Here is a 13,440-nt window from a genome sequence, read left to right on the forward strand (position 1 = left end):
GGCTACCGCTTCAGCAATTTCAGCAACGAGATATCGTCGACCTCACCGTTCAACCGCGCGCGATAGGGTGCAAAGCTTTCCGTGACGCGCATGACGTAGTTGCGGGTCTCGCGGAACGGGATGCCCTCGATCCAGTCGATCACGTCGACATCCTCGGCGCGCGGGTCGCCGTAAAGCTCCGGCCAGCGCTCCGCCCGGCTGGGACCTGCGTTGTAGCCGATCGACATCAGCACCGGGTTGTCCGCGAAGCGCGAGGCGAGCTCTTCAAGATAGGCAATGCCCAGCCGCGCGTTGTATTCGGGGTCCTCCAGCAGCTGGTCGCGGGCGTAGTCCTCGCCCACGGCACCGGCCATCTCCTGCGCGGTGCCGGGCATGAGCTGCATCAGCCCCATCGCCCCCGCGCCAGAGACAACGACAGGATCGAACTCACTTTCGCGCCGCGCGATGGCCAGCGGGAACTCCGGCGGCAACTGCGTGTAGATGCCCTGCGGCACGGCAAGGGGGAAATAGGCCTCGTAAAGCTCGTGGCCCTGCCGCGCGGCCTGCTTGGCGATCATCAGCGCGATGTGCGGCTCCTCGCGCTCAAGCGCCACTTGGGCGAGTTGGCCCAGCCCCTCCCGGCTTTGGCTTTCGCCCAGATGCACAAGGAACCGCTCCGCTAAGGACCGCAGGCCCGCGTCATCAAGCTGCAACGCGGCCTCGAATACGGAGGATGTGGTGAACGCAGCGTCCGTCCAATCCGGAAATATCTCTGCTCCCGCCATCGCCGGGTCGCGCGGCAGGCCTGCCGCCTCCGCGGCGAGCTGGCCATAGAAGGACGACTGGTAGCTCGCGCCCTCTGCATAGGCCTCCGCCGCCGCCGCATCGTCGCCCAGCGCGGTGTGGGTCCGGCCCAGCCAGTAGCCCGCGCGCCCCAGCGAGATGGGCGTCGCCACCGCGGCCTCGAACCGGCTGAAATGGATCAGTGCCTCGGCGGGGGCGTCGAGCTTGCGCAGCGCGATGAATCCCGCCAGCCACTCGAGGTCGGCAAAGGCAGATCCGGCATCAAGGAAGTGCTGCGAGGCGACCGAGTAGGCCAGCCCGAACTGCCCGTCGCGCATGAGTTGTCGCGCGAGCGCGCGGCGGCGGTTGGCCCATGCGATCGGGCGTCCGAGGTCCTTGGCCGACAGCGAGCGTTCCATCAGAATCTCGACCGCGCCCTCGACGCGGCCTTTGCGGGCCCGCCAAATGAAGCGCTCGAACGCGAGACCCGCATCTTCGCGCAAAGCGGCGGGCACCGCCTCGATCAACGCATCGACGCCGTTCTCATCCTTGCGCAGGGCGATCCGGGCGAGGGCGAGCTTTGCCCGGCTTTCAGGCACAAGGTTAAACATGCGGCGCGCCGCGCGCTCGGCCCCCTCCCACAGCAGCATATCGAGCCGGACGGTGTGCAGATCTTTCAGCGCGTCGCCGTGGCGGTCCACGAAGGCCTGATGCTCCGCCTCCGACATCACGTGGGTCACCCAGGCGCGCCGGGCCTCGGCGGTGGCCTCGCCGGTGCGGCCTGTGTCCTTCCGAGCGGCGGCCAGCCGGAGCGAGCCCGTCCCGGTCTGCGGCAGGGTTTCGCCAAAGAACGCCAGCACCGGTGCCGCCGCGCCGTCCCGTGGGATCGTGTATTCACAGCGCAGTCGCAGCAGCGGCAGGCCCGGCCAGTCACCATTGCGCGCGAGAAAGTCGCGGCATTCCTCGAAATCGCCCTGACGGCCGCGCAGGCGCATCCAACCGATCACGTCGCGGGCGGCTTGGTTTTCGATGTCCGGGCGCAGGTCATCGACGCTTTGCCAGTCGCCCGCCCCTGCGGCTGCCACCGCATCGGCAAGAACGGACTGCGCCCATGCCGCGCCGGTGCTCAGCCACAGTGCCGTCACCAAACCGATCACCCGTGCCACCATGGCGCTTATCCTCCAGACCTCTGGCCTATAGGTAGCCGCACAGGCGGGCCTTGCAACTCACCGGCGCGCGATCTGCCTCTTGCGGCGGCGCTCCGCCAACGGTATCGGGGCTTGGCAATTAGAACTTAACCCAAGGAGAACGTGTCATGTTCAAAGGCTCCATGCCCGCACTGATCACGCCGTTTGCAAACGGCGCAGTGGATTTTGACGCGCTCAAACACCTGGTTGAGTGGCATATCGAGCAGGGCTCGCACGGGCTGGTGCCCGTCGGTACGACCGGCGAAAGCCCGACGCTGACCCATGAAGAACACGACGCGGTCGTGGCAGCCGTGGTCGACACCGCCGCAGGCCGTATCCCGGTGATCGCAGGGGCCGGTTCAAATTCGACCCGCGAGACCGTGCGTCTGGTCGAGCATGCCAAGGCCGCGGGCGCCGATGCGGCCCTTGTGGTCACGCCCTACTACAACAAGCCCACCCAGCAGGGGCTGATCGCACATTTCGAGGCCGCCGCCGAGGTGGGTCTGCCGATCGTGATCTACAACATCCCGCCCCGCTCGGTCATCGACATGACGCCCGAGACGATGGGCACGCTGGCCAAGAACCCCCACATCATCGGGGTGAAGGACGCGACCGGGGACCTCAGCCGCGTGCCGCAGCAGCGCATGACCTGCGGGCCGGATTTCGTGCAGCTTTCAGGCGAGGATGCCACCGCATTGGGCTTCAACGCCCATGGCGGGATCGGCTGCATCTCGGTGACGGCCAATGTCGCGCCGAAGCTTTGCGCCGAGTTCCAGGAAAGCACCCTGAGCGGAGACTACGCCACCGCCCGGACGCAGCTTGACCGGCTGATGCCGCTGCACAAGGCGATCTTCACCGAGCCGGGCCTTGTCGGCGCCAAATACGGCGCGTCCCTTCTGGGCAAATGCACCGAGGAGGTCCGCCGTCCGCTCACCGGGCTCGAGGACAGCACGAAGGCCGCCATCAAGGACGCGATGGTCTATGCCGGGCTTCTGAATTGATGGATCCGGCCCTGTTCGCGGCCTTCCTGGCCGCGACGCTGGTCATCATCGCGACACCGGGGCCGTCCTGCGCGCTGGCCTCCGCCCAGGCGATCAAACACGGGCCGCGCGCGATGCTGGTCTGTGTCGCAGGCGATGCGCTTGGAACGCTCGTTCATATCCTCGTGGCGGTGGCCAGCATGCAGGCGCTGATGAGCGTCGCGGCGCAGGTGTTGCCCGCGCTGCAAATCGCAGGCGGGCTCTACATCATTTACCTTGGATACAAGGCGCTCACGTCGAGGCCCGGCGCACAGGCCGTGCGGGCCTCGCACCGCTCGGTCTTTCTGTCGGGGTTCTTCGCCTGCGTCACCAATCCGAAGGCGATCGTCTTCTTCGCCGCGCTCTTTCCGGGCTTCATCAACCCGGAGCTCAGCATCGCGACCCAGTCGCTGATCTATGGCGCGATCTTCATCGCACTCGATGCGGCCTCGATCGTCTTCTATGCCATGCTGGCCTACACGACCCTGACCCGCGGGGTTGGCGCGCGCCTGAGCGTCGACAAGATCTCCGGCATGGGGCTGATCGGCGTCGGCGCGCTGCTGGTCTACAAGGGCTGGCGCGAACTTCCCGCGCGCTAAGCCCCGCCATTGACGGCGGCCCCGGGCCATGTCGATCAACCTGACGTCGCGCATCACAGAGGCGCTGGTGCCACTATCTCTTTGACAAATATGCCGAAACCTCCCAACCATACGTTTGGGGATTTGTGCTGCGAGAAATTCATGACGATTAGAACTTTGATGACCATTGGGTGTGTTTTGGGCCTGTCTGCCTGCGGCGGTGGTGGCGGCGGCGGAAGCACGACCGGGCCAGTCGCGAACGCCGTTTTCGACGCCACAGAGGCCGAACTGGTCGACAAGCTGATCGCTTTGAATGCCGCGAGCAGCAATCGCGCGCCTGGACCGATTTCAGGCTCGGCCACATACACCGGGCAGGTCGGAGTGAACCTAACCGGGCCATCGGGGGATTCAAACGTGGTCGGCGACATGGTGATGACCGCCACATTTCAGGGCCGCGACATCGACGGCTCAGTCAACGGGCTGCTCAGCGAGGATGTGGCAACCGGCGACACCGCACGTCTTGGCGGCACTTTGCAAATCGATGGCACCTACACCACCAACGGCGTCATCGACGCTGACCTCACGGGCAACATTGTGATCCCGGACGCAGGCACATTGCTGAACGCCGCGGTCGATATGAATATGTCGGGCGAGTTTCTGGAGGTGTTCGATCCGTTTACCGGGCCGGGCAGCTCCAGTCCTGAAGGGAATGCCGTCGCTGGCACCGTGACAGGAGATGTGACAGGTGATGTGTTGCTGACCGTCATCGGCGGCAGCTTCATCGGAGAGAACACCTCAAGGCCCGGCGCACTCTCGACACCCTGATCAGGCCCTTGGACTGGGTTCGCGGTCCTCGCGTGGATTGACCCTCCAAGGCCGAGCGCCTACCTAAAGGGTCTTATGGCCAAGAAACCCAAATCAGCGGAAGAGCGGAACTACAAGATCGTGGCGGAAAACCGCCGCGCGCGGTTTGACTATGCCATCGAGGAGGACCTCGAATGTGGCATCATGCTGGAGGGGTCCGAGGTCAAATCCCTGCGCACCGGCCAGGCCCAGATCGCCGAGAGCTACGCCGCCGTCGAGGATGGCGAGCTGTGGCTCGTCAACAGCTACATCCCGCCCTACGATCAGGCCCGCACCTTCCAGCACGAGGAACGCCGCCGCCGCAAGCTGCTGGTCAAGCAGCGCGAACTGGCGAAGCTGTGGTCGGCCACCCAGCGCGAAGGCATGACGCTGGTGCCGCTGGTGCTGTACTTCAACCACAAGGGCCGTGCGAAGATCAAAATCGGCATCGCCAAGGGCAAGAAGCTACACGACAAGCGCGAGACCTCGGCCAAGCGCGACTGGCAACGCTCCAAGGCGCGGCTGATGAAGGAGCACGGGTAGGGCCGGAGCGAGTTGTCAAATACAGACGACCGTTTTTGAGCCATAAGTGGCGGTTGCAGCAAACTGCGTTAAAGTCGGCTTTTGGCAATCCACTCTCGACGAAGGTAGTTTGGTAGGACCTCCCCTTTCGAGTGGGTTGTCGGCGCTTGGTCTCTCGTTTTTGGGGCAAGAAAACACCGCCGAAAGGTTCCCATCGGATGTGCCAAACTCGTTCTCAAAGTATCTGCATAATATCCACCCTCAGCTATGCCTCTTGCGTCATTGTGTAGTGCAAAGCTTGATTGGGAAATGAAAATCAGCTGCGCCAGTGCATTTATAGCTTTCTCTGTCTCGCGTTTGGAAAACCCATTCCACTGCAGTGATTGCTTGCGATCATCCACATCGGTTACAATCATATGCTGAGGAAACCTCTGGAAATGTTCTTTCGTTTCGATGTTCCAATCTGCAATCGAAATCTTACCCCAAGCGTCTCTGCCATGTTTTGCTTCAAATTCGCATTTCGCGCAGTAGAAAGTTGGACAAGTCACGGAAACCAGCCCAGATAAAACCTTAGCGGGACGTGTGACGAAAAAAGAGTTTTTCATAGGCAGTTTTAACGAAAACTCCCACATATGCGTGTCTTCACGCTTATCAGGATTTCCGCCCGCACTACCAAAACGCTGATAGGTCAATGAAGCCTCAACGTCGGAGAGTGCGACCGTCTCTTTCTGGGGGAAATTTCTACGCAACGTTTGCTTTCCAACTCGTATTCCACTGCTCAGTTTATAGAGCAATCCGCTTGCACCATAGATACATAAAGGCCCTTTGGTTGTCTTTGTCAGAAGCAGACATCGGCACAGCTGCAACGAACGACTGCTTCGTCCCGTGCTACCGTCCTCAATCAAAGACCAATCCTACCCCCCAGCCCCCAAGGTTTCGCGGGCCATTGTGCCCGCTCCACTTGCCTCTGACCGGTCACAGGTCTACCAAAAGGCAACCCCGCGTGGAGGCCCGCTATGAGTGACGACCCGAAGACCCTTGTCTCGACCAAATGGCTCGAAGACCATCTGCAAAATCCTGACCTGCGGATCCTCGACGCATCGTGGTACCTTCCGGATATGGGCCGCGACGGGCGCGCCGAGTATGAGCGCGGGCATATCCCCGGCGCGCGCTTCTTTGACATCGACGAGATTTCCGACACCCGCTCCGCCCTGCCTCACATGGCCCCGCCGGTGGAGAAGTTCATGTCCCGCTCTCGCGCGCTCGGCGTGGGCGATGGGCACCAGATCGTGGTCTATGACGGGGCCGGGCTGTTCTCGGCGGCGCGGGTCTGGTGGCTCTACCGCCTGATGGGCAAGACGGATGTCGCCGTGCTCGATGGCGGCTATCCCAAATGGCTGACCGAGGGCCGCCCGACCGAGGATCTGCCCCCGCTCCACAAGGAGCGCCACATCACCGTGCAGCGGCAGGCCCACATGGTGCGCGATGTCACGCAGGTGGCCGCCGCCTCGAAGCTGGGCGATCACACGATCCTTGATGCCCGCGGTGCGCCGCGCTTCAAGGGCGAAGAGCCCGAGCCGCGCGAGGGCCTGCGCGCGGGCCACATCCCCGGGTCCAAAAACGTGCCGTACAAATCGGTGCTGAACGCCGACAACACGATGAAAAGCCCGGCCGAGCTGCGCGAGGTGTTCCATGACGCGGGCGCCGATCTGAGCAAGCCCGTGATCACCACCTGCGGCTCCGGCGTGACGGCCGCGATCCTGACCTTGGCGCTGGAGCGCATCGGCAACCACAATCACGCGCTCTACGACGGCTCCTGGGCCGAATGGGGCCAATTCGATCAACTCGCCGTGGAGACGGGCTAAATGTTCGACCAGCTGAAGCCGCAACCGGCTGACAAGATCCTCGCCCTGATGGCGGCCTTCCGCGCCGATCCGCGCGACCAGAAGATCGATCTGGGCGTGGGCGTCTACAAGGATGCCGAGGGCCGTACCCCGGTGATGCGCGCCGTCAAGGCGGCAGAGCAGAAGCTGTGGCAGGTCGAGGACACCAAAAGCTACACCGGGCTTGCGGGCGATGCGGGCTTCCACAGCGCGTTGTCGCAGCTGGTGCTGGGCGACACGGTCTCCGCCGATCAGATCGCCTGCGCGGCGACGCCCGGCGGCACCGGCGCGATCCGGCAGGGGCTGGAGCTAATCCGCATGGCCGCGCCCGAGGCGCGCATCTGGCTATCCGCGCCGACCTGGCCGAACCACCCGTCGATCATCAAATATCTCGGCATGCCGATGGCCGAGTACCGCTATTTCGACGACGCGACGCGCGGGGTCGATTTCAACGGGATGCTGACCGATCTGGACAAGGCGAAGCCCGGTGACGTCGTGCTGCTGCATGGCTGTTGCCACAATCCGACCGGCGCAAATCTGACCTATGCGCAGTGGCAGGAGGTTGCCGATTTCCTGCGCGCCAAGCAGCTGATCCCCTTTGTCGACATCGCCTATCAGGGCTTTGGCGACGGGCTGGAGGCCGACGCCTTCGGCCCCCGCCACCTCGCCAAGACCCAGCCCGAGATGCTGATCGCGGCAAGCTGTTCTAAGAATTTCGGTGTCTACCGCGAACGCGCCGGGCTGTTGATGTGTGTCAGCCAGGACGCCGCCAAGACCGCGCTCAATCAGGCGACGGTGGCGTTTTTGAACCGGCAGAACTACTCCTTCCCGCCCGACCACGGCGCGCGTTTGGTGACCATGGTTTTGCAGGACGATCTGCTGCGTGCCGATTGGCAGACAGAACTTGAAGGCATCCGCAACGGCATGCTGTCCCTGCGCCAGCAACTGGCCGACGCTTTGCGCAAGCGCATCAATTCTGACCGGTTCGACTTCCTCGCCCAGCACCGCGGCATGTTCTCCCGCCTCGGCGCGACAGAGGCGCAGGTCGAGCAGATGCGCGAGAGCCATGGCATCTACATGGTCTCCGACAGCCGTCTGAACATCGCCGGGCTGAATGCGGATTCGGTGCCGATCCTTGCCGACGCAATCGTCGAGGCTGGCGTCTAAGCCGTATCCCGCCGACGGCGGCGATGCCCGCTTGGCGCACGCACGATGCAGCGTTATCGGTTGGGCCATGATCCGTGCACTCATCCTCTCCGCTCTTCTTGCCCTGACGGCTTGCGGCGGCTCTGATCCTGAGCCTGTCGCGCTTGCTGACACGATCCCGTTGCACCCCAACGAGACGCCAGAGCTTCGGGCGCTGATCAACAAATATGCCGATTTCTACGAGGTGCCCCGCACGCTGGTGCATCGCCAGATCATCCGCGAAAGCACCCACCGCCCCGGCGCGCGCAACGGGCCGTATTATGGCCTGATGCAGATCCTGCCCGAGACCGCCCGCACGATGGGCCATCGCGGCCCGCCTTCCGAGCTGCTCGATGCCGAGACCAACCTGAAATACGCCGTGAAATACCTGCGCGGCGCGTGGCTGCTGGCGGATGGGGACGAGGCCACCGCCGTCAAATGGTACTCCCGCGGCTACTACTACGAAGCCAAGCGGCAGGGAAAACTGGTCGAAACCGGCCTGCGCCCCGGATGAAGGCCGTTTGCGCCTTTGCAAGTCTCGGCACGCTCCTGTTCTGGACCCCGGCGCAGGCGTCTTATACCGCCGCGTGCATCCTCAGCGGGACTGTCACCCAGACAATCATCGACGAAAGTCCCATTGGTGCGCCCCCCCGGCCGCCGCGCGCCGTTCTGCGTGTGACCGAGGCCAAAGCAAGGTTTGAAGCACGCCAAGGTGACCATGATATCTGTCAGCAGTTTTCCGGCCGCATCGTGCAATTTCCCGTGCCCGCCGATACGGTCATTCCCGCAATCGGGGATCGACGGGTCGTCAGCCTGATCGACTTCTTCGACCAGGATTATGTGCGGCGGCGCACTGTGCGTTTGATCGCGGAGAAGCGTTAACCTTTTGCGCGTCCCGGCAAGCCACCCGTGGGCAATGCCAGACAAAAGTCCGACGCAAAGCCGACAGGTATCCGACCGGCCAAAACCCCTTGCCAGTCTTGGTTAACGGGCGTCCCGGGCGCGCAGCCCGTTGCCACTGCGTCACTCACCGTTCGCACCATTAACACTTGCCACCCGGGCGCGGCTCCCTTACACGCCGCCCATCCAAGTTCTCCGCTACCTTGTCAAAACGGGACCTCATTATGACACGTCTTCTCCCCGGCATTTTTGCCATGGCCGCCGTCGTGGTCGCCTCCAACATCCTTGTGCAATTCCTGCTGGGCGATTGGCTCACCTGGGGGGCGTTCACCTATCCGATTGCGTTCCTGGTGACCGACGTGATGAACCGCGTCTATGGCCCGCAGGCCGCGCGGCGCGTTGTTTTTGCAGGCTTTTTGGTGGGTATTGTCTGCTCGCTGATCGGCTCGCAGATCATGCTGGAATACGGCCCCGCCGTGCCGCTGCGCATCGCCGTGGCCTCGGCCATTGCGTTCCTGACTGCACAACTTTTGGACGTTTCGATCTTCGACCGCCTTCGCGCCGGGGTGTGGTGGAAAGCACCCCTCGCCTCGACCCTGATCGGCTCCACGGTGGATACGGCGATCTTCTTTTCGCTCGCCTTCTCGGCCTCCGTGACGCTGTTCGGCGCGGGAAATGATGCTGCGATTTCATGGGCTTGGGAGGGGGTTCCGCTGCTGGGCCTCGGCGCTGTGCAGCCGCTCTGGGTCTCGCTCGCCATCGCCGACTGGGCCGTCAAACTCGCCGTCGCCCTCCTCGCCCTGATCCCCTTCCGGATGATCGTTGCGAAAGTTTCCCAGCAACCGGCGTGAGATTTTTCTTGCTTTGACCACAAGATGTGGCACCTTCAATCTCAACAGCAACCAGAGAAAGGAGGTGTCCATGTCTAGAGTGATATTGGAGCGAGGTGTCAAGCAGGGTACGGAGGTGCGCTTTTAGGGGCAGCCCCCTGAACCACACCGAGGTATCGGGTCACCACCCAACTTGACCCACCTCCATACGATCTCGTCGAAGGGCGCCCAGCTGTGGGCGCCCTTTGCTTTATCCGCAGATACGGTCTACCAGCGCCTCGATCTCGGCGCGGTCGTCCAGCCGGCTGAGCCAATCCTGCGGCACACCATGAGCCGCCCCCATGATCGCCCCCAGCACAATGGCGCGCCCGCAACTGTCGCCGCCCGCCAAGATATTCGTGCGCACCGCGTGCTTGAAATCGCGCGCCTCTGTCAGGTTATGCGCGACGCTGGGGATGCCGTATTCCAGCTGGCAGCTCATCCCGATGGCGCGCGTGATCTCGACGGTCGAACCCTTCATATTCAAGGCCTTGCGAACTGCCTCGCCGGGCTTCCCGGGGTCGGCGGCAACCGCTTTGTGCATGGCATCCGCCGGATCCGCGCCCGCCAGAACGTCCTGCATCATGGTCGCAACCAACTGGCCAAAAGCCACTGCGGTGTCGTTGTTGTTGGTCACACGAACGGCGTCCTCGACGATCTTCGGGTCCGCGCCATGCAGCGCGACCACCCCGGGCAGTTTCGAGACGGCGGGCAATTGCACGTCATCGTCCCCGTGAAACCCCTCGCCCTCCGGGTCCGCCGCCATCGCGTCGAGCGTCGCGCGGGTCGGGCGGTCGATATAGCCCACAAATGTGCCGCCATAGCCGAAGGTGGCGCGGAACTCTGCCTCGTAGGCCGCGCGGTCGTAGCGCCCCGCCGCCGCCAAGGCGCGCAGCATCACAAGGCACTGCTCGCCGTAATGCGACAGCGCGCCGGCCTGCTTGCCTCCATGGGCGAAGTAGCCTTTCGTGTCGGCGTAATCAGCCTCGGTCGGGGTGCGAAACTCAGGCGTGTCGCCCGCGACAGCGGCGATCCGCTCTTGATCATAGAGCCAATGCAGCCCCATCGACGCCGCGTCGGCGACCAGCGCGCCGAGCAGCATGTTACGCGCGCGCTCAGTCATAGGCGGCGTCGACGATGATTTCGACCAAGAGTTCCGGCCGGGCCAGCCGCGCTTCGCCACAGGCGCGGGCCGGGGCGTGGCCCTCCGGCACCCAGGCGTTCCAGACCTCGTTCATGGCGTGGAAGTCGGACATGTGGGCGAGCCAGATCGTGGCGCGCAACATTTTCTCGCGCGATGAGCCCGCAAGCTCGAGCATCGCATCAAGGCGGCGCAGGCATTCCTCCGTCTGCGCCTTGATGCCTTGGCCCTCGCCCACCTGCCCGGTGATGTAGGCCACGCCATTGTGCTTCACGACCTTGCTCGAGCGCACCCCGGTCTCCAGTCTTTCGATCATCTGATGTCCTTTCCTGTTTCGAGCTAACCTAAAGCGAAGCCGCCAAACGCACACCCCTATACATCCGCGAAGATCAGGCGTATGCACCGCCTCTTGCGGTTGCGTGTTCAGGGCACGGGCCGCGCCACTGAGGCCTCTTGGGTTGGCCTCCGCTCCTTTTGCCCTGACATGAAAGACGACACCCGTGATCCAACCCCTTTCCGACGCGCTGGCCGAGCGCGGCTACGAGACCTTGACCCCAGTGCAAACCGCCGTGACCGCACCCGAGCTTGAAGGGCGCGACCTGCTGGTCTCTGCCCAGACCGGCTCTGGCAAGACGGTGGCCTTCGGGCTTGCCATCGGCACGACGCTGCTGGACGATGCGACGCAGTTTGAGCGCGCGGCGGCCCCCTTGGCGCTGGTGATCGCCCCGACGCGGGAGCTGGCCCTGCAGGTCAAACGGGAGCTTGCGTGGCTCTATGCCAAGGCGGGTGTCGTGATGGCGTCCTGCGTGGGCGGCATGGACATGCGCGACGAGCGGCGCGCGCTAGAGCGTGGCGCGCATATCGTGGTGGCCACGCCGGGGCGGCTGCGCGACCACATCCAACGCGGCTCCATTGATCTGTCCCAAGCCCGCGCCGTGGTGCTGGACGAGGCCGACGAGATGCTGGACCTGGGCTTTCGCGAAGACCTCGAGTTCATCCTGTCGGAGGCCCCCGAGACGCGCCGCACCTTGCTGTTTTCCGCCACAGTTCCTGCCGCGATCGCCAAGCTTGCGCAAAGCTACCAGAAGGACGCCGCGCGGGTCACCACGACCGCCGAGAAGAGCCAGCACGCCGACATCGACTACCGCGCCATGGCGGTTGCGCCGCGCGATGCCGAGAATGCCATCATCAACGTGCTGCGCTATTTCGAGGCGCCGACGGCCATCGTCTTTTGCAACACGCGCGCGATGGTGAACCGACTGACGACACGGTTCTCGAACCGGGGCTTCTCGGTGGTGGCGCTGTCGGGCGAGCTGACGCAGAACGAACGCTCCCACGCGCTGCAGGCCATGCGCGACGGGCGTGCGCGGGTGTGCGTGGCGACCGATGTGGCCGCGCGCGGGATCGATTTGCCGAACCTTGAGCTGGTTGTGCATGCCGAGCTTCCGAATAATCACGAGACGCTTCTGCACCGCTCTGGCCGCACTGGGCGCGCCGGGCGCAAGGGCACGTCAGCGATGATCGTGCCCGCCAAACTGCGCCGCAAGGCCGAACGGCTTTTGCAGGGTGCCAAAGTAAAGGCAAGCTGGGGCGATGCGCCCTCTGCCGATGATGTGAACGCTCGCGACGAAGAGCGGCTGTTTGCCGATCCGGTCTGGTCCGAGCCGGTGAGCGACGGCGAGGCGGGTCTGGTGGGCAAGCTCACCGACCGGTTCACGCCCGAACAGCTGGCCGCCGCCTATGCGCGCCTGTTCCGCCAGCGCCAGTCGGCGCCGGAGGATCTTGCGCCAAGCGGCAGCGATGCGCCGAAGCCGCGGCCCGCCTTCGGCGAGAGCGTGTGGTTTTCCGTCTCGGTCGGGCGCAAGGACAATGCAGAGCCACGCTGGCTGCTGCCTGCCCTGTGCCGCGCGGGCGATCTAACCAAAGACGATATCGGCGCGATCCGCATCCAGCAAAACGCCAGCTTCGTCGAGATTGCCAAGCCCCGCGTCGACGGCTTTCTGAAAGCGCTCGGAACCGATATGAAGCTCGACGATGGCGCGCGGGTGACGCGGCTTGAGCAAGCCCCCGATTTCTCGACCATGCCGCGTCCAGGCAAGCCCCCGCGCAAGGAGGGAGGCTTCAAAAAGAAGCCCTATGAGAAGAAGGCTTATGAGCCGCGCGAGGCACCGGACGCACCCGCCCCGAAATCCGGCAAAGCGATCTCGGAGACACGCCCTGAAGGCGCTGTGACGGAGCACAAGCCCAGCGGTGACAGAAAGCCAAAGGGCAAGCCCGCGCATAACAAGAAGCCAAGCGATCAAAAGCCCAAGGACCAGAAGGCGCGCGCGCAGAAGCCGGGTGGCAAGACGCCCTTTGTCAAAGGTGACGCGAAGCCGTCACAGGGCGGGAAGCCCAAGCGCCCCCGTCCTGCGGGCAATCCCAACGACACCTCGAAGCGCTTCGTGCCGCCGGGCAAATCGGTGAAACCGCGGGTTGGTAAAGGGGCGGGGGCCACGCCAAAGCGCGCCAAGCCCAAGCGCTAGCAGGGATATTCACCGCGCGGACGATG

General features: G+C 64.0%; 14 protein-coding genes. 10 read left to right on the forward strand and 4 right to left on the reverse strand.

The genetic code is table 11. The features are described from left to right. Positions 1–2 precede the first annotated feature (2 nt). Positions 3–1,931 (reverse strand): lytic transglycosylase domain-containing protein, encoded by a 1,929-nt coding sequence (locus tag C8N43_RS10915; protein WP_107845624.1) that lies wholly within the window; start codon positions 1,929–1,931, stop codon positions 3–5. Positions 1,932–2,077: 146 nt separating this feature from the next. Between C8N43_RS10915 and dapA the strand changes: the two genes are divergently transcribed. The 4 genes from dapA (at position 2,078) to smpB (ending at position 4,932) form a co-directional block, all read left to right on the forward strand. Then, positions 2,078–2,950 carry a 4-hydroxy-tetrahydrodipicolinate synthase gene (dapA, locus tag C8N43_RS10920; RefSeq protein WP_107845625.1) on the forward strand — a complete coding sequence of 291 codons (873 nt, stop codon included), beginning with the start codon at positions 2,078–2,080 and terminating at the stop codon, positions 2,948–2,950. Next, the gene (locus C8N43_RS10925) at positions 2,950–3,567 is read left to right on the forward strand and encodes a LysE family translocator (protein ID WP_107845626.1); all 618 of its coding nucleotides are present in this window, start codon (positions 2,950–2,952) and stop codon (positions 3,565–3,567) included. The genes dapA and C8N43_RS10925 overlap by 1 nt, the downstream gene beginning before the upstream one ends. A 141-nt stretch (positions 3,568–3,708) precedes the next feature. Continuing rightward, a complete protein-coding gene (locus C8N43_RS10930) occupies positions 3,709–4,371 on the forward strand; it encodes a hypothetical protein (protein ID WP_146174205.1) in 663 nt (220 codons plus the stop codon). A gap of 75 nt (positions 4,372–4,446) precedes the next feature. Continuing rightward, positions 4,447–4,932 (forward strand): SsrA-binding protein SmpB, encoded by a 486-nt coding sequence (gene smpB, locus C8N43_RS10935; RefSeq protein WP_107845628.1) that lies wholly within the window; start codon positions 4,447–4,449, stop codon positions 4,930–4,932. Between the two features lie 68 nt (positions 4,933–5,000). Here smpB and C8N43_RS19480 read toward each other — a convergent pair whose 3' ends face one another. Beyond that, the gene (locus C8N43_RS19480) at positions 5,001–5,705 is read right to left on the reverse strand and encodes a hypothetical protein (RefSeq protein ID WP_146174206.1); all 705 of its coding nucleotides are present in this window, start codon (positions 5,703–5,705) and stop codon (positions 5,001–5,003) included. A gap of 222 nt (positions 5,706–5,927) precedes the next feature. Between C8N43_RS19480 and sseA the strand changes: the two genes are divergently transcribed. The 5 genes from sseA to C8N43_RS10960 all read left to right on the forward strand — a co-directional run bounded on the left by sseA (position 5,928) and on the right by C8N43_RS10960 (position 9,730). Next, complete coding sequence (gene sseA, locus C8N43_RS10940) at positions 5,928–6,776, forward strand: 3-mercaptopyruvate sulfurtransferase (protein ID WP_107845629.1); 849 nt, start codon at positions 5,928–5,930, stop codon at positions 6,774–6,776. Beyond that, positions 6,777–7,961, forward strand: coding sequence for an amino acid aminotransferase (locus C8N43_RS10945; protein ID WP_107845630.1), 1,185 nt, complete (start codon positions 6,777–6,779; stop codon positions 7,959–7,961). It begins immediately after the preceding gene. 67 nt (positions 7,962–8,028) lie between these two features. Then, complete coding sequence (locus C8N43_RS10950; RefSeq protein ID WP_107845631.1) at positions 8,029–8,493, forward strand: lytic transglycosylase domain-containing protein; 465 nt, start codon at positions 8,029–8,031, stop codon at positions 8,491–8,493. After that, positions 8,490–8,861, forward strand: a complete 372-nt coding sequence (locus C8N43_RS10955; RefSeq protein WP_107845632.1) for a hypothetical protein — start codon at positions 8,490–8,492, stop codon at positions 8,859–8,861. Before C8N43_RS10950 ends, C8N43_RS10955 begins: the two co-directional genes overlap by 4 nt. Positions 8,862–9,103: 242 nt before the next feature. Further along, a complete protein-coding gene (locus tag C8N43_RS10960) occupies positions 9,104–9,730 on the forward strand; it encodes a queuosine precursor transporter (protein WP_107845633.1) in 627 nt (208 codons plus the stop codon). A gap of 229 nt (positions 9,731–9,959) precedes the next feature. Here C8N43_RS10960 and C8N43_RS10965 read toward each other — a convergent pair whose 3' ends face one another. Both C8N43_RS10965 and C8N43_RS10970 read right to left on the reverse strand, forming a co-directional pair. After that, entirely contained in the window at positions 9,960–10,871 is a 912-nt protein-coding gene (locus C8N43_RS10965) for an ADP-ribosylglycohydrolase family protein (RefSeq protein WP_107845634.1), read from the reverse strand. Further along, positions 10,864–11,205 carry a RidA family protein gene (locus tag C8N43_RS10970; protein WP_107845635.1) on the reverse strand — a complete coding sequence of 114 codons (342 nt, stop codon included), beginning with the start codon at positions 11,203–11,205 and terminating at the stop codon, positions 10,864–10,866. The genes C8N43_RS10965 and C8N43_RS10970 overlap by 8 nt, the downstream gene beginning before the upstream one ends. 184 nt (positions 11,206–11,389) lie before the next feature. Here C8N43_RS10970 and C8N43_RS10975 point away from each other — a divergent pair, with 184 nt between their 5' ends. Beyond that, positions 11,390–13,414 (forward strand): DEAD/DEAH box helicase, encoded by a 2,025-nt coding sequence (locus tag C8N43_RS10975; RefSeq protein WP_107845636.1) that lies wholly within the window; start codon positions 11,390–11,392, stop codon positions 13,412–13,414. Positions 13,415–13,440: the final 26 nt, after the last annotated feature.

This window comes from Litoreibacter ponti (assembly GCF_003054285.1).
GTDB classification, from domain to species: domain Bacteria; phylum Pseudomonadota; class Alphaproteobacteria; order Rhodobacterales; family Rhodobacteraceae; genus Litoreibacter; species Litoreibacter ponti.